This is a genomic window from Streptomyces sp. NPDC044921, assembly GCF_056432865.1.
The window spans coordinates 36,653-55,449 of record NZ_JBWKIF010000026.1; the positions used below are offsets into that span (position 1 = coordinate 36,653).

Consider the following 18,797-nt stretch of genomic DNA (forward strand, 5'->3'; position numbering starts at 1 on the left):
GTAAGGACGTAAGCCGGGATGACATCAGGGATCTCCAAGGAAAGGGGTTAGGAGGTGAAGGGCGACTCGGTGCGCCTCACGAGAGCGATCACTCTCTTGCCGCGTCCGTCTTCCTTGGGGCAGGCAGCCCAGGCGTCGGCCGCTGCCGACACGAGGTGTAGGCCCCGTCCGCTGGTGGCATAGAGCGAGACGATCTGAGGCACCGGGGGCTCAGGGGAGTTGTCTTCGACCTCGATCCCCACAACACCGGCCTGCAGGGCTAACGTCAGCGTGATCTCTTCGACGGGCTCGCCTTCCGCTCTGGACGGAAGGCTCAGGTCGACGCCCGGAGTTCGGCCGTGCCGCTCGGCGTTGGTGGTGAGCTCGCTGACGATCAGTACAGCCTGGTCCAGAAGGTCTTCCACACCCCACGCCATCAGCGCTTCCCGGGTGAAGGACCGCGCCTTGCCCGGAGCCCTGTCGTTGGCGGCGAGCGTCAGGGTCTTCTTCTGTTCGGGAGCGCTGATCACACTCCCCAGACTTTCGATTCGGTCCATGCTCGCCTTCTCACAACTGGTGCTTGAGCCCGCGGAGGACTCGATCGGCGGTCTTGTCGGAGTGGTCGAAGCGGCGGAGGTTTTGCACGAGCACGGCCACCGGCGGGGGGTGGTCGAGGTGCCGTACGCCAGACGTCGGAGCGGGAGCGCGCCCGTCGCCCGGCACAGTCCGGGTGTCGGTGCCAGTCGTGTGGCTGGTCTTCACCGGTTTCCTCCCGGACAAAGGCAGTTGGTGGTTTCGTTGATTACGAGCGAACCGTGGATCACATCGCGGCGGTATCTCCCGGCGGCTGCCGGGGCCGTCAAACCCGTCAAAGATCGTTTTGGTGAACCGAGGTAGACGATGGCGCGCGAGCGGAACGTGAAGCTGGCCGACGCGATCGCGGAAACAGGCTGGTCGCAGCAAAAAGTGGCGGCTGCCTTTGTGCGGGTCGCGGCCGAGGTGGAAGCGAGGGAACTGCTGGGCACCAGCCGCTCGCACATCGCCATGTGGGTGGCGGGAACACAGCCCTCGGGCAGAGCGCCCTTTATCTTGTGCGAGACGTTGTCCCGACGACTCCAACGCCCCATCACACCAGCCAAGATTGGGCTCTCCGCGCCGGAGGCGGGTGCAGCCGCAGCATCGGAGTGGAACGTCGATACGCTGACTGCGCTGGTAGACCTTGGGAGAAGCGACGTGGATCTCGAACGCCGCCGATTGCTGGCCGGCGCCGCCTACTCGGTGGGTGGCCTGGTTCTGCCTGGACAGCAGTGGTGGGATGAGGCTCCCCAACGGGCAAAGTCCCGCCCCGCCGCGACGAGCCGCAGGGTCGGGGCCGCCGAAGTCAGCGCTGTGCGTGAGATGACAGAGTTCTTCTCTCGAAGAGACCAGCGACACGGCGGCATGGATGGCCGCACGGCCCTCTACCAGTACCTCGTCGACGACGTTGCCAGGTACGTCGGAGGGGTATTCACCAGCGACGACACTCGTCGCGCCCTCCTCGCCGCTGCCTCCGAGGCGGTGTATGTCGCCGGCTGGATGAGCTTCGACGCCTCTCACCATGAGGCCGCGCGGCGCTACTTCACGCTGGCGCTGAAGCTCGCGGCGGAAGCCGACGACGCTCCCCTCGCCGGCCACATCCTGCGGGCGATGGCTCACCAGGCAACGGATCTCGGCCACCCACGGGCTGCCGTCGACCTCGCCACGGCTTCCGTGGAGCGTAAGCGGTACACCCTCGCGACGCCTCGCGAGCGGGCACTGCTCGGAGTGGTGCAGGCACGCAGTCTTGCTGCCAACGGACAGAAGCGGGCCGCGATCGCAGCGCTTCTCCGCGCCGAGGACGACCTGGCTGCGGCTGACGTCGGTGACGAGGATCCGAGTCGGGTGTGGTTCTTCCAGCGGGCTTCCCTGGCCCACGAGACCGCCCGCACCCTGTGGACGCTCGGCGATCTCGACGGAGCGCTCCAAGAATTCAACAACAGCGTGCTGACCAGGAAGGCCGACACCTTCAGCCGGACCCACGCGGTGACGTTGGGCTACATGGGCACTGTGCAGGCCCGCAAGGGGAACGTGGAGGCCGCGTGCCACACGTGGGCACAGGCCCTGGACGCGATGGAGGGCGTCCAGTCGGGCAGAGCACGCGAGGCAGCCGTGAACATGCGCCGGGTGCTGTCCCCTTTCCGCAATCGGGGAATCAGCGTGGCGGCGGAGATCGACGAGCGAGCCAAGGCCGTACTCGAACGAGTAGCCTGACGGCGCCATGGTGGTGAAGGCGGGCATGCTGTGGCTGACCGCCTTGCCGTGCCGCGAGCGGAGAAGGGGGAACCCGTGTCCACAAAGTCCATCGAGGTGCCGGTGATCGCCGAGGTGGTCGGGGGCCACAAGGGGCGCCTCGACGACTTCAAGGGCGGTGTGGAGTCGATCATTCGGCTGCGCCCGGAGTACCCGGAGGAAACCCTGCAGGGGATCGAGGAGTTCTCTCACCTCCAGGTCACCTGGTTCTTCAACTTCGGCTCTCCTGAGGACGTTGCCCTCCACGCGCGAAGCCCGCGGGACAACCCGGACTGGCCGGCGACGGGAACCTTCGTGCATCACAACCACCGGCGTCCGGCTCGCCTCGCGACCTCGTTCCCGCGGTTGCTCCGCGTCGACGGACGGGATCTGCACGTGACGGACCTCGACGCTGACGACGGCACGCTGGTGGTGGATTTGGTGGCGGTCTTCAAGGAGTTCCTGCCGCGCGGCCCCGTCACCCAGCCCGCGTGGCCCGGCGAGATGCTGAAGGACTACTGGAGGCACGCCGCCGAGCGCTGACTCGAGGCATCCTCCGTAACCGAGGCTGGCGGCCGGCCGGGACGTAGCCGCCCGAGCGGGCGCCAACCACGCTCGCGCAGGGCTGTACCGGCAGGCACTCATCACTCGGTGCCTCCGGCGGCGAGGGCTGCGGCGCCTTCGCCTGGGGGAGCCGTCTGTTCACCACGGATCAGCAGCAGATGGGCGCCGGTTTCGGTCAGCTGACTGCGCCGTTCAGCCGCTATGGCCTTGGGGCCGAGGTGCGACGGGGTGGGAAGTACCACCCCATAGGACCGAGTGGCCGTGAGGGCATCGAGCATGCCCACGAACGCGGACGGCGTGGAAGAGCAACGCTCCATGTAGACGCCGGCCAGTGTCAGCTCGTGACGACGGCAGTAGTCGCTGATCGCCATCGTCAGGGCCAGCTGACGAGCATGCGAGACCCGCACCAGGCGCAGATAGCCGAACACGAGCGGACCGGTGACGTGCCGCTGTTCGGTGAGGGGTTCCAAGATCATGACCGTCCATCAGGCCGTCTTCGGAGGGGCACTTCGAGCCTGATGGTGGCCGGGCGGTCGGGGAATCCACGGCCGTCCCACTTCTGTCCCACTTCCGTCCACCTGGCGCGACTCAGCGTGCTTCGATGGCGACGGAAAGGAGTGGCACGTGGCGACCGTTCATGAATGGACCGGCCTGGAGGCACTTGCCCTCCGGAAGGCTCTCCGCTTGAGCGTGCGCGCCTTCGCCGAAAGACTGGGCGTCTCGGTCAATACCGTCAGTAACTGGGAAAAGTTTCTGGCCAAGCGGCGACCCAACACGGAGAGCCAGGCCATCTTGGATACAGCGCTGGCTCAGGCGAACGCGCAGACCCACGTGCGTTTCGAAACAGAGCTCGCCAGACTCGCCGAGGGGGACACCCCGCCGGAAACGACCGGGCGTGTCACCATTCCCCGCCCACGAGCTTGGGACTACGAGACGTGGGCCGACGACCTGGAGCGCGCAGTGGTGGCCCTTGCCCGTCAGAACTTTCCCTTCGCAGAATCACTTCTGCACCGCTGGACCTCTCGCTACAAAGCCTCGGAGCTGGATGAACGGGGCTTGTCCCTGCTGGCACGTTCCACCGCGCTGCACGGAGACCTGATGCGAGACCAGGGGGCCGTCGTTGGCCCACTCTCGGCCCAGCGCGCATACGCCAACGCTCGTTCGCTCTATATGCAGTTGGCGATCCCGCGCCGCGTAGCTCAGCTCGATCTCTCCCTAGCCGTCGTCACGGAGATGGTCGGCGAACTTGAGACAGCGGCGCGCCAGTACGAGGACCTGGCAGCCGACGATCGACTGTCCCCTCGTGACCGTGCCCGCGCTCGCCTGTGGGTGGGCACGGCTCTGAGCAAGGACGGCAACCACGACTATGCGGTCAGCGTGATGGAAACAGCGGTCCACGTTTTCGAGGACCTCGCCGAACAGGAGGACTGGTCGGTCGCGCAACAGAAGCTGGCCCTCGCTCACCGCGGTTCCGGAAACCTCGACGCCGCCCTGCGCCTCATCGACCTTGCACGCAGTACTGGCGTCACGGAATCGCCCATGCAGCGGGTACGCCTGGACACCGCATATGGCCACATCCTGCTCTCCGATCCCGCCACCCTGGATGATGGGTTACACGTCCTCGACGACGCTGCCAGGGAGGCGGCCCAGTACGGGCTGAGCCACCAGCTCCGCAGCATCACGGACATCCGGAGGACGGCCGACGGGGCAGCCCGCCCCACACGACGGTGACCAGGGAGATAAGCGAGTGACCGACAACCAGCCGGCCATCACCGAGGAGCAGATCAGCAAGGCCAAGCTGGTCTGGGACTTCCACCAGATGCATCACGACGTGAGCCCCGTCGACGTCGCGATCGGGCTCGGCAGTCACGACCTCGGCGTGGCCGCCTTCAGCGCCGAGCTGTACCGCGCCGGCCTGTTCCCCACTCTCGTGTTCACCGGCGGCAACAGCCCGACCACAGCCAAGGTGTTCCCCCGTGGGGAAGCCGTGCACTACCGCGAGCACGCCCTCGCCCTAGGTGTGCCGGATAGCGCAATCCTCGTGGAGCCGAACGCCGGCAACACCGGCCAAAACATCACCCTGTCCCGCGAGGTCCTCGCATCCGCCGGCATCACGCCGAAGTCCGTGCTGCTTGTCTCCAAGCCCTACATGGAGCGCCGCTCCTTCGCCACCGCCCGCAAACTCTGGCCCCAGGTCGACGTGACCTGCGCCTCGGAGCCCATGGAGTTCGACGACTACCTCAAGAGCATCGGCGACGAGAAGCTCGTCATCGACATGCTCGTCGGCGACCTCCAGCGCGTTATCGAGTACCCGAAGCTCGGGTTCGCCATCGAGCAGCATGTTCCGGAGGACGTACATGCCGCGTACGAGTCCCTCATCCGCGCCGGATTCACCAGCAGACTCATCGCCTCATGACCTCCCCGCGCCCGGCGGGCTATGCGCGACCAGCCGAACTTCCTGCCGCGACTGAACACTCTGGCCAAGCTGTTCGCGGCGGATTACTGGATCGTGCTCGACGACGTCCAGTTCGCCCGCCGCGACTACCAGCACCGTGCCCGGCTGGCCAGCATGTCCCACCCAAGCCGGCGTCAATGGCTTTCGATCCCTACCCACCTTCCTCATGGTCGGTCGACCCTCATCCGGGATGCTCTTCTGGTCGACCCGGAACGCTCACGTCGACGAGTCATGCGCATGCTCGCGCAGCACTACGGCAGCTCCACTGACTGGCCGCTCTTCCGGGAGGAATTGGACTCTGTGCTCGACGAGTTCTGGCGAACGGATAAGACTGCTGATGTGGCCGAGGCATCCACGCGGATGCTCCTCGGACTGATGGGGTGGAAGGGCCGCATCCTGTACAGCAGTCGTTTGCCCGCCCGCTCTGAGCGGTCGCAGCGACTCGCCGACCTCGCAACGGTGACCCAGGCCCGGAGCTACATCTGCGGTACCGGCGGTACACGCTACCTCGGTGTGGTCCCCTTCACCGCTCACGGGATAAGCGTGGTTTCCTTCCGTACGCCTGCATCTGGGGTGTGGGATGGCGGGCACGAGCTAAGCGCCGTGCACCCCCTCATGACCTACGGTATCCGGGCCGTAACCAAGGAAGTGCGTGCCGTTGCCGCCTTGTACCGCTTCGCCGATTAACATGCAAACTATTCGCATTAGGTCGGTGACAAGACGGCCTGCGACGGTCCTACTCCTTCGGCCGGGTCGATCTACGGCCGGGCGGTCATTTCGTCCTTACTGGGAAAAGCGTAGCCAGCGGTGAGAACGCTCCAAACAGCTCCGCAGCCCGCAGCAACTAAGCGTATCCGGGGCATAAAGGGACCTGTGGCCTTCAGTATTCGCTCACGGCAGACGAGAAAGCACGTCCAAAGGCTGGAACGCTACGCGGGGCTATGTCAATCTATAAGACCCCGAAAGCATGTGGGCAGGTGAATGGCCCACCGCTCGCAAGGTGAGGATCTTCTTCTTAGGTGTGCTAGCTCATATCAGTTCGGTTGACCATCCTGTTGACCTTCCCTTTTGGTGCCTACCGCTTGGATTTCACCCAGCAGGCCCTAGCACCGGAGCGTCTCAGCGGCCATGGAAGTTGGTGCCGTGGTTGTCAGCCGATGGTCGGCTTCTTGCCTGGCGCGACCGGAACATAGACCACGATCGCCGGTTAGCCAAACCGGCGATCGTGGCGACCATTGAGGGTGTTCGCGGTCGGCTGTGCTTGGCGGTGGGGCCGCAGCGAACGCAGGACAGCGCTTGGACCGGAGAGGAGAGCAAGAGCGTCGCTGGCCTGTGACCTTCTGGCATCAACAGCACGCCTCCGCCGAGGGGGGCAATGCCTCTTCCTGCTCAACAGGCCAGCTGAACCGATGCGCCGGCTCCTTTCGCATCCCACTCTCAAGGACTCACCATGCCTGCCCGTCTGCTATCCATTCCCGCTGTCGCCGCAGCCTTGGACGTCGATCGCCGCACTGTCTACCGCTTCATTGCGGCCGGGGAACTTCCGGTCGTCGACCTGCGCACCGGAACGGGCCGCTCGCGCGTCCGTGTCCCCGCATCCGGCTTGGAGGAGTTCATTACCAGCCGATCAGTAGCTTCCCCGCGCCCCCGCCGCTGACCTTCGCTGTCAGCTTGGTCCTCACCGTCCCCGGAATAAAGGAGTAGTGCCGCGTACCTGCGCAAGTTGAAGTCCGGCAAGTGGCAGGCGACCGTACGCAACCAGACAGGAGACCGGTTCAGTGAGTCATTCCCTCTCAAGGCTCAGGCGCGAGCTTGGGGCATTGAGATGGAAACTCAGTTTGCCCGCGGAAGCATGCGCGACCCGAGGGTTGGCGAAATGGCGTTCCGTGAGTGGCATGACCGTTGGTGGAACGCCCGCGTGGTCGAGCGCCACACCATGCGAGGCGACGCCTCCTGCATCAAGAACCACGTGATGCCCTACTGGGCGGACTGGGAGATGCGCGCCATCACCCGAATGGACGTCCAGAGCTGGGTCCGCTCCCTGGTCGAGAAGGGCGCGGGTGCTGCCGCGATCAAGCGGGCCTACAATCTGACGTCCTCGATCATGCGCGCGGCTGTCGACGACGACGTGATCACGGTGAGTCCTTGCCGCAGCATCGACCTGCCCAAGATCGCAGTTAAACCGCCGCAGTGGTTCACACTCGATCAGGCGCAGAGCGTCCTGGATGAACTGCCGTCCCCCTGGCGGACGATGTGCCTGCTCGGCTTCTACACCGGACTGCGCTGGGGTGAACTTTCCGGCCTTCATCGACACCGCATCGACCAGCGTCGCTCGCGACTGTTCGTGGTGGAGGTCAACACCAAGAGTGGCATCAAGGAGTACCCGAAGAGTTCCAAGAGTCGCCGGGAAGTTCCGCTGCCAGCCCATGTCCTGGAGGCACTTGAGCGCCACATCTACGGTCTAGACCGTGACGCGGTGGTATTCACCACCATCACAAAGGGCAGGGCCGGACGACTCCTCGATGACGGCAACTGGCGGAGGCAGACCTGGTGGCCGGCTGTAGAAGGCGCCTACTACTTTGACGGCGACGGTGAGCAGCAGCTCGTCCCGCGCTACCCACCGCACTCCATGCGCCACACCTGCGCCTCGTGGCTGGTTCAAAAGGGAGTCTCGCTCTACGAGGTCCAGCACCTCCTCGGCCACGAAAGCTTCCAGACCACGCAGCGATACGCCCACCTGCAGCCGGACGCTCACAAGGCTGTTCTCGGGGCATGGGAACGTCTGGAGACGCCGTTGACCATAGCTGCATAAAAGTGACTTCACCCTGTCCGTACTGGACAGGGTGAAGTCGTTTCGTGTCGTTCAAGCCCGGGTCATGGGAGTGGGCCGACTCGTCGGTGAGATGGTGTGCGGCTCACCGACGAGTCTTAGTGATCGTGCTCCAGTGGGCAGAAGTTCGGGTACGGCGAGACGGTGAGAGTAGGTTAGGTCCTATACCAGAGCCCTGACTGGCCTTGGGGCTGGCACGGTGTAGCAGCTGGCGGTCGGCTCCGGGGTGGTTCGCTGTGAGGCCGCATTACTCTGCGGCCGCGACGCTTATCGCTGTGACCTGTATGTTCTCCCGCCTCGATACATCGGGGCATGTTTCCGATGGCATTTCCCTTTACCGTCACCGATGTGTACTGACTCTCTTACTTCTTCGAGATCGGATGGGAGACTCCATCTGTTGGGTAAAACTGGTAACGCAGCCCCCGGCCTACCACCCGGAACCGGTCACGTCCGGCCGCCGCGAGTGGGTTTGGCAGTTCGAGCACGCGTCGCCGTTCTGGATCGAGGGCAGAGGTGATCAGCAAGATCCGATAGCGGGTGCTGCGTGCGTACTCTCGCGCAGCCCTTTCCTCGGAGACACCAAGTTCGAACTCCATCTGCTCCGTGTAGGACTCGCTGGTTGCCTTCACCTCGTAAAGGCGTGTGCTGCCGCGGTAGGCCACCTCAAAGTCGTAGCCGTGGGCGTCGGATGCTGCCGCGTCCTCGAAGAGGACCGCGGCGTAGCCCGAGACCCAGTGGACCTCGGCGTACCGGTGCTCCAGCCAGGCGCGTGCGGAGACCTCGCCCACCAGGCCGATGGCCGCCTTCTGTTCCTCGGTCAGCTGGGCCTTACGCGATACGACGACCCTCGTCGTCCGTGCGTCTGGTGTGCGGCGGGGTTGCGGTACGGGCGCCATGATGTCGAGACGCACCTTCCCGGACTGCCCGAGGAAGGTCTCGTCGACCGTGTGCGCCGCCAGGTCGGCGATGGCTGCAAAGTGGTCCCGCCCCACGACGATCTCTTTCTCGCCGATCTTGATCGTGGGCTGGACGGATCCGCGGGATCCGACGATGCCGGGTGATGGCACGGGCGGTTGTGCGAGGTCGTGGGCCGTGAGGCCCAGGAAGCCGGGGTCGGCACTGTGCGGCATGCCGGCCGGCCAACCCACGTTGCGGGCCACCTCGCTCAGGAGCCGCTTCTCGCTTAGGACGAGAAGGTCGGCCAATCCTGAACCGTGCACTGCGGTCCGCGCCTCCATCATGGGGGTGCTGTTCCAGCTGGGCGGCACGGGGACGCGGTGACGACGGCACCAGGCGGGCACCAGTTTCGTCAGTACGGAGACCAAGCGGTGGAGCGCTGCCGTGTTGAGGCTGCGTAGCTCGTCGACGGGCTCCAGATCACCCGCGCGTTCCAGGTCGTCTTCGGCTCCGTGAGACCGCAGCCAGTGGGCGACCCGTGCTCGCATCTGCTCCTCGGGAGGGGAGGCGAAGCGGGGCAGCCAGTCCGGGTCGGCAGTGAGGTCGTCCATATGGCGGGCCGCTGCGTACGCGGCCACGTCGCCTCCTCCTGCGGCCTGTGGCGCGTACCGCTCGCGCAGGCGGTCCAGGATGGAATCGGCGTGTGCGCGGAGGAACTCGCTGAACGTCCGGTCGTGGAGGTCCGGGTCGCAGACGGGCTTGTATGGGGCTCCGAGGGCGGCGAGCGCCTCGTTGAACGCCTGGTAGTCCAGCGCCAGGGCCTCGCGAAGCTCGGCGGGCGTCGTGGAGGTACGAGCGACGGTGAGCAGCTCGGCGGCGGGGAGCGGGAGGATGCACGGGAGCCCGCCGAGGACGGCAACCAGCTCCTCCTCGCTGGTGGCTTCATTCAGGGCCTCGGAAACCGCGCTGGCGCGGTCGGTGCCAGCCAGACAGACCAGGACGGGGCGGAGTTGCCGGACCGTGTGGTGCAAGTCGTTCGTGAGGCTGCGTCGCAGTTCCGAGATCCTGGACTCGGTCGTGTCGAGCGACAGCGCGAGTGTGCGGTCGTCGATGTGGTCCGGCATCTCGCCGCTCAAGTGCCGCTGCATCTTGACGAGAACGAGCTCCAGGGCGTCCTGCAAGGACGGCTGGTGGAGGAGCTGCGTGACCGCCGATGTGGCCGCCTGTAGTTCGTCCCAGTCACCGTCGCTATCGCTGGCGCCGTTCCAGACGACGACGGTCGGGTGGGCGGGATGGGGCAGCGGCAGGCTGCGGGTCGTCGGTGGGGGCTCCACGCGCTCGCCGGCGATCAGGATCTCAATCTCCTCGGCCCGGACGATCCGGATCGCGCGCAACCGGTCGAGCAGGGAGCGCACTGTGCGTTCGCTCCGGCGCAGGAACGCGCCGGACTTGAGCTCTATCACCAGGGCCACTACTAGGATCAGCCACTCCCGGCCCTCGGTCAGCCGGGCATGGTCGTCCGACGGCTTGATTGGCTTCTTGTCTCGGTTGTTCACCTGCACCCGCGCGTCGGAGAGCCGGGCCACGTTCACTCCGCCTGACTCCATTTTCTTCGCGATCCTCGCGCCGTCGTCGGATCCGGCGATCAGGACGGGATGACCTGCCAGTTCGACGAGTGTCTCCTTAAGCGGGTCGGATTCGTCGCAGACGTAGACCGGTTCCCCCTCGGAGGAGGGCGTGAGGGTGGTCAGTGTTTGCTCGCGGACCACCGCCAGCTGGACCGGCTCTCCGGCCGACCAGGGCCAGCGCCCGCTTTCCGCCACATAGGACCACGCCCTCCCGTAGTGCTTCTTGAACGAGACGCTGAGGTGGTCGGGCACCCCACCCGCGGCCACGATCGCGCCGAGGTCCCGCACGGCCGCCCCGGCGTGTTCGGATTCGTCCCAGAATCGCAGACCGCAGCGGCGCAGACGTTCGAGTACCGCCTTGTCGGCCAGAGCCCGACGGATCGAGAGGGGGAGTGAGGGGACGAACGCTGGAAGGTCTCCTTCGGCGCTGAACCAGGCACGGTTAGGCGGGACGAAGGCCGGACCGTCGGTGTCCCTGCCCTCCACCGGGACCCAGGGCATCGAGCGGAGGAAGGAGGCGAGCGGGCTCGGCCAGGTGTGGGGGTCGGGATTCCGGTCGTGGTAGGGCCGGTGAAGGGGGACGGTGAAGGCCGTGTCTCCCCAGGTGCGGAGCCCGATGAACAACAACTCCGCGAACTCTCGGCGGGCGGCAGGGCCCAGCTCCGCGACCTCGACGGCACCTGGCAGGTGCGGCAGCTGCCGGCGGAACTCGTACGGCGTCCAGGGGTGGGCGAAGCCGCTCCACGTACGGTCGACGTCCTTTGCCCAGACCCGTCCGAGCACGTCGCCGAGCGGCAGTCTCCTGGCCACGACTCCCGGTTCCATGTCCCGGCCGTTGGCTGCCCCGAGCCTGCCGCCGGCCCAGGAAAGGGGGAGGCCGTCGCCGACACCGATGGCCTTGAGGAAGTCGACGTAGGCCGCGAGGTCGCTGACCGGAACGGGCCAGTCGTCGGGGTCACTGAGCCAGCGCTTACGCAGGGCGGCCAGGGACGGGATCTCGTTGCCACCCGCGTCCAGGAACTTCGCCAGGCGTCGTCCTCCCTCGGTGCCCCAAGCGGGGGAAAAGAGGCAACGTGCCGCCTTGATCCAGTCGCCCTCACCAGTGGGCAGGCGGAAGCCTGTCTGGGGGAGCCGACGGCGCTCGACCTCGGTGAGTGAGGGGAAGAGGCGGAGGGCGAAGGACAAGGCATCTCGGCACAGGGCGTCCGAGGGGCTCTTGGCGAGGAGATCCCTCAGTGCCTCGAAGACCCGGCCGGGCCGGTACGGGCGTACCAGCCGGTGGGCTTCGAGGAAGGTACGTCCGGGACGTCCCCAGGCGATGCCGGGATGAGTGAAGGCCATCCGCCGACGCAGGGCCTTCAGCGCCTTCGGTACCTGAGCGGTGCCGTTGCCGCCCTCGTCCTCGGGATGGAAGAAGACGGTTTGCTCACTCTTGCCGGCCGTTTCCGCACCACCGAGCGCGGGCCAAAGCCGGCCGTCCTGATCGAGGATGATCCGTCGGCCGCGAAGGTCTTCGGGGTGGTCGGCGAACGCTTGCGCGAGGTCGTCGTAGAAGTCCGCCCACAAGGGATCTGGCCGTGCCTCTCCAGAGGGCTGCAACCGTTCGGCGACGCGCTCCACCCACGCCGCAGCCGTCCGTGACGAAGGGCGCATGAGCTTTGCGAGAAGGTCTTGGTGGAGTTTGAGCAGACGGGTCTCCCGAAGTGGCCCGACGGAAGGATCGAGGAGGCGACCTCCGGCCTCGGCCAGCGCCTCGGCGGTGAGGACCTTCCAGGGGCGCTTCTTGTCGGGCCATGCGAACGAACTCCGAAGCGTGCCCCACGAGTCGGCCCCGACCAGGGGAACGATTGGCTCGTCCGCCAGCTTCCCGTCGAGCACCCTGTCGATTCGGGCCGGGGCGTCCCAGCACACGAGGTCCAGGATGATATGCCGGACTGCGGTACACGGCCCCTGGGCGCGCAGTGCCGAGACCAACTGCATGCAAAGTTCGGCCAATTGGTCCAGGAGGAACGCGTTTAGACCCACAGCCTCACTGATGTGAAGCCGGGCCAGCTTGGTGAAGAACGGAGCATGGGCGTGGCCATGGAAGGGCGCACGGGCCGCATCCGACATCGGGAGGAAGGTGTACAGCAGACCGCGCTCCAGGTCTTCGTCCAGCCGAAGCGCGATCCCGACCCAGGCTTCGCCTTCCCACTTCAGCCACTTCGCGTCGATCTCCCGTGCCTCGATGCTCTGTTCGATCGCCCGTCGCAGCCCATCGGGGGCGAGCGTGCGGCGGGCCAGCAGATAACGCCCGCCTTCCGCGAGGTCGACCTCCTCGACCCACCCTCCCTCCTGTCGGGCCACCAGCCTGGACGGGGTCACCGAGCGCGCCAGTACGCGGCGACCGCCCCGGTCCCCGCTGTCCTGGACGTCCACGATCAGTTCACCTACCCGGTCCAGGAAGAGCAGGAGCGGTGCCTCGCCATCGATCGCTTCGGTGGCTTGCGCGATCGCGGCCTCCACCGCGTGCTTGTTGCGCAGCGGCAGACGTACGACCGTGGAGAATCCCTCCGCGGCCAGGGACATGAGCGTGGCATCGGGGTCCTGGGCCGGGACTGGCAGGGCCAGCGGCGAGATGTCCTCGATCACCCGGTCTGCCAGCTCCGGATCGTCCACCAGCTCGCGCACGTCCTCGGGACGCGCGAACCGGAAGCAGAAGCCGTCGAACTTCACCGATGACGGGGATGCCTTGGAGTAGACCTCGGGCCAGTCCGTCAGCTGGAGCACACTACGGAATCCGAGCCCCTTATTGCCAATGCCCTCCCCGGCGCCCTTGTCCGACAGGGCGACTTCCGTGATCGCGCGGAAGTTGCTGTCGGTGAATCCAGCGCCCTCGTTGGCGACGTACAGGACACCGTTCTCGCCGGCATGCGGGCAGACCAGGACAGCGATCCTTCCGGAGCTGGACTCGGCCAGGGCATCGTGCCCATTCTGGATGAGCTCCAGTACGGCCCGACCCTCGTACTCCTGGGCCGTGTCCTCACTGACCGACTTCAGGCTCTCGGCAAAGCGCCAGTCCTCGCCCGCCTGCTCGTAGATCTGGATGCGCCGCTGCGTCAACGCCGTGATGATGTCCTGGAAGGCCGTGCCAGCCTCCGCGTCTCCCATGGATGAGATGACTTATCCCCCTCAGTGACCACGCACTCAACCGGTGCGTGCCGAAACCATGGCGCTCGCGCGGGGCCGCCCGCATCAAGGCTCGCTCTTTCTAGCCAACCTTGGTAATGAGCCATGGGCTGGCCAAAGACAGCTGCGTGGTGGCTCGGGATCAGAAGTCACCGGATGTGAGGCGGCCGTGAGATGGCTCAAAAGGATACTTCACATGCCCTAACTGTCAGTAACAGATGCTACGGCGCTGCACCGCACCATCGCACCGCCGAAGTCTCCCTCACGGGCGACCGGTCGAACGACGGAACAGGTCCATGACGGGTACGTCGGGACGAATCGTTCTGGACGACGCGCCGCGTCGCCGTGGAATGGCGGAGATCGTGAAACCGGATCGGCCGGAGGTGGGCGTCGCCTAGACCCTGTCCCGCACCCGGCGCAGCCGCGCCAGGTCGCTCAGCTTTGCCCCGCTACTCGGGCGGCCCGTACGTCATCTCCAGCGAATGCTCCTCCAGGCTGCGGAGCGTCAGCTGGTCGTCCCGGGCTTCATTGAGCAGGAAGAGCTCCCGGGTCCGACACTCCTCGCACAGGCTGACGACAGCGAACGGCCAGAGATCGACCGGAGCGCCGTACGGGGCACTGTCCACGTAAATGCGGTCGGGCCGAAGCGGCTGGGTGCTCGACCGCTCGAACGGCTCCCAGCTCGGATGGCTGCCCCTCAGCCGGAGCCCGACTATCCGGTACGAGCCCTCGTCGAGGTACTCGCACCGCTCCACCCAGTCCCAGTGCGTCCCAGAGAGCCAGCTGACCGCACTGATCGCCCGCACGATGTGCGGTTCCAGCCGCTCGACGTCCTCCGCCAGCTGATGGCTGGCGCGGACGCCGTGCGCGTGATGCGAGGTGTTTCTGAAATCCTTGATGTGGCCCAGTAGCGCGCGTGCGTTTCCCCGGTCGCGTACGGTGGCGAGCTGTTGGATGCGGGGCTCGATTCCCTCGGCCTCCAGCCGATCGAGGATCCAGAGCCAGGTGCCGAAGGTGGCGCCGGTCCGGAACTGCTTGCGCAGGTTCCGGGAGAAGCCGTTCGACGCGGCGAGCTCGGTGAGCGCCAGCACACCTAGCACCCGGGCCAGGCCCTCGCCCAACTTGAGCAGTCCGTCCTTCCGCTCCGCCGGGTGCGTGCTGACCCGGTACCGACGAGATAGCGCGGCGGCGTGGTACGGAAAGCTCCACTCGGCGCGCGAGATTGGGTCGTCCAGCGGGCGCACGAGTTCGCCGATCAGGCCGGCCTCGTGGGCGGCGGCCCTGATCTCGTTCCGAACCCCCTGGACGTCCCTTTCGCCGCTGCCGAAGACGTTGGGCAAGATTCCCGACATCGTGGTCCGCAGTGCGCGCCGCCCCTCCTGCACGGTCTCCAGGAGGCTCTCCACCTCGCTGTCGGTCACCAGGTCGACGGGGACGTGCGTGTCCAGCAGATCGCGAGCGCTGGGGTACTGACCGTTGTCCTTGCGGGAGTTCAACCACTCGCAGAGCGCCTGGCCGCTGCCTCGGAGCGGCTGCAGCACGAAGAGCGAGGTCGCCGCCTCGCCGAAGCCCTGCGGCAGCAGGCGCCAGTTCCCCGGCCGTCCGACGAGCATGCCGCCCGAGCACAGGGTCAGCGCCACCCCATCCTCCGGCGCGTCCGGGAGCTCAACGGCCGAGTCCGCCTCGTGGAGGTCCTGGGCGCGCAGGTGCTTGGGCCGGTCGGCGCCGTCCTCCTGCTCCTCGCCGCGCTGCGGCGGGTGGACCCGCGTGGTCTCCAACCTGGCCAGGTTACGCAGCAGTTCGAACTCGCCGTCCAGTTCCGGCCGGTAGAAGAGCGCGGATGGGATCTCGCAACCCACCCGCGTCCTGCTGTCGTCGATCCAGGCATCCGGAGCGGTCGGGTGCACTTCGCGTCGGAGGTGGTCCATCGGATCCACCTGCAGCGGCAGGTGGACGAACTCGCGCAGCTCGGGATCCGGCTCGTACGCCTCGCCGATCCGCTGCGGCTCTCCGTCGCCATCGCGTACGCCGACGGCCTTGCGGACCGCCGCCTCGAAGACCTTCCCGCGCGGCCAGCTTAGGCCGGCCGAGGCGACCGCCCGGCGTAGCGCCGTGACGGCCTCCTGGCCCCTCGTCCACGTCGAGCCGACCAGCGGACGCAGGGCGGCCACCAGGGCAGCTGGATCATGGGTCTTCTGGATGACGCGCGATTCGGCGAGCCGAGTCAGGACCTCCTCGGACAGCTCGTACCTGAGCCGCAGCGGTTGATCGATCGTGATGCGCTGGTACATCAATTCGTGGGTGGAGACGACGCGGACCCGGTCGTCCGGCTGCTGGGCGGGGTCGGCGGATATGGTTTCCAGGTAGAGCCCGGTGATCTCGGCGATCTGGTCCGACGTGATGTATTTGCGCTTAGAGCCGATGGAGCGGCGCATCCGCTGCCACTGGTCCTGAGCGTTCAGCAGCAGCACCTGGCCCCTGCGCTGTGCCGGCTTGCGGTTGCTGAGGACCCACAGGTAGGTGCTGATGCCGGTGTTGTAGAAGAGATGGTCGGGCAGCGCGACCACGGCCTCGAGCCAGTCGTTTTCCACGATCCACCGCCGGATGTCCGATTCGCCGGACCCCGCACCCCCGACGTACATCGGGGAGCCGTTGAAGATGACCGCGATTCGGCTGCCGCCCTCGCCCGAGGCGCTCACCGGCTTCATCTTCGCCAGCATGTGCTGCAGGAAGAGCAGTGAGCCGTCGTTGATCCGGGGAAGACCGGCTCCGAAGCGGCCCGCGAAACCGAGCTGCTCGTGCTCCGACCGGACCGCGTACTCGCTCTTCTTCCAGTCAACGCCGAACGGCGGATTGGCGACGAGGTAGTCGAAGGCAGTTCCCTGGTGCCCGTCCTCGGCGAAGACGTTCCCGAAGGCGATCGTCGAGGCCCGGCGGCCACTGGTCATCATGGTGGCACGGGAGATCGCCCATGACTCCCGGTTTATCTCCTGGCCGTACAGCGTGACGTCCACCTGGGGGTTCATCAACGCGATGTACGAGGCAGCCTCGGTCAGCAGGCCGGCCGTCCCGCAGGCCGGATCCAGGATAGTGCGGACGGCATGCGGCGACGTCAGGAGGTCCGAGTCGGCGGCAACGAGGAAGCCGGCCATCAGGTGGGCGACGTCCCGGGGGGTGTAGTGCTCCCCGCTCGCCTCGTTGCCGCTCTCCGCGAACCGCCGGACGAGCTCCTCGAAGAGGCTCTCCATGTGGTCGTCGGTGATCATCTGTCCCAGGTCGATCGACACGAACTGCGCGACGACGCGGTAGAGGAGTCGGGCCTGGTGTAGGCGGGTGACGGTCCGCTCGAACTCGAAGCCGTCCAGCAGTTCCCTGACGTTTCGGGAGTACCCGTCGACATGGGCCAGGAGCAACCGGTCGGCGTTCTCCGGATCGCTGAGCACGCGCTCCATGGAGAACCGGCTGGAGTTGTAGAAGGGCCAACCCGAGGCGGCCGTCAGGCGCTGCTCACGCTCCTGCTCGCCGTCGGTGTGCTCGGCCTCATCGAGCACCGCCTGCCGGCTCGGGGCCAGCAGGCAGTCCAGCCGACGCAGCACCGTGAACGGCAGGATCACCCGCCCGTACTCGGAAGACTTGAAGTCGCCGCGCAGCAGATCGGCCACCGACCAGACGAGCTTGGACAGATGCCCGGTGCCGTCACTCATGCTGTCCTCCGCAGGCCGGTGCCCTACATGGGACTGATCATCCCATGGCGGTGGCCGGGTCGGCCCACGAACGACGATGCCGAGGACGAGCAGGAGGGCGAACACGCCGACCATGCCGTACTGGACGAAGCTGCCGAGGATCGTGCCGACATCGGGTCCGCCGCTCGCCTCTTCGGCTGCGGCCAGGAGCGCGATCAGGTCAGGGATCTAGGGGAGCTCCTTGCGTGGGTGTGCGCAGGAAGATCCGGCGTGGGTCTGGGCATGCGAAAGGCCCCGGCCTGGGGACCGGGGCTTCGGGGGAGACGATCAATCCAGATCGACAGTTTCGGTGCCCAGGAACTGCTCAATCTTCATGCGGAAGGTCTTCTCTGAGGGCACTGCACCATCGAAAAACGTTGAGACCTGGAACGCGGCCAGATCATCAGCATGCTTGACGTCGACGCCAGAGGCTTCAAGCTCATCCCGAGTGGCCAGCTTCAAATAGCACATGGGGCAACGCAGGGCAATGACCGTGAAGTGGGGGGTCTCCTCCGTGCCCTGGTTCACTGAGAGAACGTGGGCTGCGCTCCTACAAGCTGGACACGGCTCGCGGATCGCGATCTCAACGCCGTTCTCCGCGAAGCGCACCCCGAAGCCGCCCAGCTCCAACTGCTCGACTGCAAGACGGTCCTGAAGATGTTCAGGAAGGTCCGAGAACCGATCGTCATACCGGTGTTTCGCCTGCCTGATTCTGACCTGCACGTTCCGATAGATCTCGCCGCGCTTGTTGTCCACGGCCATGCGGGCAGCGGTCGTCCACCGGCCCCAGAAGGCGTCCAGCGGGCCTCCGAGGTCCCCGAGCAGCGTTTCGACGGTCTTGGCGAGGATCGGCAGGAAGTCCTTGGCGTCCTCTTCGCTCCCCGTGTGGGCAACGCCATTCCGCACATCGATCAGCATGTCCAGCTCCTTGTCCAGAGCCAGGACCTCCAGCGTTCGTAGACGAGATATCGCCTCTGACGCCCCAATCGTGCGGACTTTCTTCGCCTTTCGGTGACCGCCCATGTGGAACAGCATGTCCACGCTGGCGTTGCCCCTGATCTCCACGATGTAGACCGGATTCTTCGAAACCAAGACGGCCTTGGCGAGGCGCTCCACGGCCACACCGGCGTGCAGCGCGAACTCGTCGTACTCCTCGCGCCCGTGGTCCTCCATGGCCCGGTGCGCGGCCTTCTTGGCACCCTCGCAGAAGCTCTCGAACGAGAGCGAATCGTCCATGAAGGGACGGT

At 66.3% G+C, this 18,797-nt stretch carries 12 protein-coding genes; 7 read left to right on the plus strand and 5 right to left on the minus strand.

The window, feature by feature from the left end:
* Window positions 1–47: 47 nt before the first annotated feature.
* Window positions 48–536: an ATP-binding protein gene (locus AC07DA_RS31310; protein WP_351348630.1), complete on the minus strand. Its 489-nt coding sequence runs from the start codon at window positions 534–536 to the stop codon at window positions 48–50.
* Between the two features lie 343 nt (window positions 537–879).
* Here AC07DA_RS31310 and AC07DA_RS31315 point away from each other — a divergent pair, with 343 nt between their 5' ends.
* Both AC07DA_RS31315 and AC07DA_RS31320 read left to right on the plus strand, forming a co-directional pair.
* Window positions 880–2,268: an NsdA family TPR-like regulatory protein gene (locus AC07DA_RS31315; protein WP_351348633.1), complete on the plus strand. Its 1,389-nt coding sequence runs from the start codon at window positions 880–882 to the stop codon at window positions 2,266–2,268.
* A 75-nt stretch (window positions 2,269–2,343) separates the two neighbouring features.
* Window positions 2,344–2,829 carry a TrmO family methyltransferase domain-containing protein gene (locus AC07DA_RS31320; protein WP_100829610.1) on the plus strand — a complete coding sequence of 162 codons (486 nt, stop codon included), beginning with the start codon at window positions 2,344–2,346 and terminating at the stop codon, window positions 2,827–2,829.
* 101 nt (window positions 2,830–2,930) lie between these two features.
* On the opposite strand, the gene AC07DA_RS31325 is transcribed toward AC07DA_RS31320, so the two are convergent.
* Window positions 2,931–3,326, minus strand: a complete 396-nt coding sequence (locus AC07DA_RS31325) for a hypothetical protein (protein ID WP_351348637.1) — start codon at window positions 3,324–3,326, stop codon at window positions 2,931–2,933.
* A gap of 148 nt (window positions 3,327–3,474) precedes the next feature.
* Here AC07DA_RS31325 and AC07DA_RS31330 point away from each other — a divergent pair, with 148 nt between their 5' ends.
* The 5 genes from AC07DA_RS31330 (at window position 3,475) to AC07DA_RS31350 (ending at window position 8,117) form a co-directional block, all read left to right on the plus strand.
* Window positions 3,475–4,581 carry a helix-turn-helix domain-containing protein gene (locus AC07DA_RS31330; RefSeq protein ID WP_479131594.1) on the plus strand — a complete coding sequence of 369 codons (1,107 nt, stop codon included), beginning with the start codon at window positions 3,475–3,477 and terminating at the stop codon, window positions 4,579–4,581.
* Between the two features lie 16 nt (window positions 4,582–4,597).
* Window positions 4,598–5,266: a YdcF family protein gene (locus AC07DA_RS31335; RefSeq protein ID WP_351348643.1), complete on the plus strand. Its 669-nt coding sequence runs from the start codon at window positions 4,598–4,600 to the stop codon at window positions 5,264–5,266.
* 21 nt (window positions 5,267–5,287) lie between these two features.
* On the plus strand, window positions 5,288–5,992 hold the full coding sequence (locus AC07DA_RS31340) for a WbqC family protein (protein ID WP_351348645.1): 705 nt from the start codon (window positions 5,288–5,290) through the stop codon (window positions 5,990–5,992).
* A 763-nt stretch (window positions 5,993–6,755) separates the two neighbouring features.
* Window positions 6,756–6,962, plus strand: a complete 207-nt coding sequence (locus tag AC07DA_RS31345) for a helix-turn-helix domain-containing protein (protein ID WP_208898215.1) — start codon at window positions 6,756–6,758, stop codon at window positions 6,960–6,962.
* Window positions 6,963–7,181: 219 nt separating this feature from the next.
* Window positions 7,182–8,117, plus strand: coding sequence for a tyrosine-type recombinase/integrase (locus AC07DA_RS31350; protein WP_351348649.1), 936 nt, complete (start codon window positions 7,182–7,184; stop codon window positions 8,115–8,117).
* A gap of 380 nt (window positions 8,118–8,497) precedes the next feature.
* Here the strand turns inward: AC07DA_RS31350 and AC07DA_RS31355 are convergent, their stop codons facing one another.
* From AC07DA_RS31355 to AC07DA_RS31365, 3 genes are all read right to left on the minus strand, one after another.
* Complete coding sequence (locus tag AC07DA_RS31355; RefSeq protein ID WP_479131595.1) at window positions 8,498–13,810, minus strand: sacsin N-terminal ATP-binding-like domain-containing protein; 5,313 nt, start codon at window positions 13,808–13,810, stop codon at window positions 8,498–8,500.
* Window positions 13,811–14,277: 467 nt separating this feature from the next.
* Window positions 14,278–17,646 carry a type I restriction-modification system subunit M gene (locus tag AC07DA_RS31360; protein WP_479131596.1) on the minus strand — a complete coding sequence of 1,123 codons (3,369 nt, stop codon included), beginning with the start codon at window positions 17,644–17,646 and terminating at the stop codon, window positions 14,278–14,280.
* 192 nt (window positions 17,647–17,838) lie between these two features.
* Window positions 17,839–18,786 (minus strand): hypothetical protein, encoded by a 948-nt coding sequence (locus AC07DA_RS31365; protein ID WP_345576790.1) that lies wholly within the window; start codon window positions 18,784–18,786, stop codon window positions 17,839–17,841.
* Between the last annotated feature and the right edge of the window lie 11 nt (window positions 18,787–18,797).

Coding starts and splice junctions, on each gene's coding strand:
- AC07DA_RS31340 (WP_351348645.1), top strand. CDS start 5,288: ATGCGCGACCAGCCGAACTTCCTGCCGCGACTGAACACTCTGGCCAAG.
- AC07DA_RS31315 (WP_351348633.1), top strand. CDS start 880: ATGGCGCGCGAGCGGAACGTGAAGCTGGCCGACGCGATCGCGGAAACA.
- AC07DA_RS31310 (WP_351348630.1), bottom strand. CDS start 536: ATGGACCGAATCGAAAGTCTGGGGAGTGTGATCAGCGCTCCCGAACAG.
- AC07DA_RS31360 (WP_479131596.1), bottom strand. CDS start 17,646: ATGGTCGGCGTGTTCGCCCTCCTGCTCGTCCTCGGCATCGTCGTTCGT.
- AC07DA_RS31325 (WP_351348637.1), bottom strand. CDS start 3,326: ATGATCTTGGAACCCCTCACCGAACAGCGGCACGTCACCGGTCCGCTC.
- AC07DA_RS31355 (WP_479131595.1), bottom strand. CDS start 13,810: ATGGGAGACGCGGAGGCTGGCACGGCCTTCCAGGACATCATCACGGCG.
- AC07DA_RS31350 (WP_351348649.1), top strand. CDS start 7,182: ATGGCGTTCCGTGAGTGGCATGACCGTTGGTGGAACGCCCGCGTGGTC.
- AC07DA_RS31365 (WP_345576790.1), bottom strand. CDS start 18,786: ATGGACGATTCGCTCTCGTTCGAGAGCTTCTGCGAGGGTGCCAAGAAG.
- AC07DA_RS31345 (WP_208898215.1), top strand. CDS start 6,756: ATGCCTGCCCGTCTGCTATCCATTCCCGCTGTCGCCGCAGCCTTGGAC.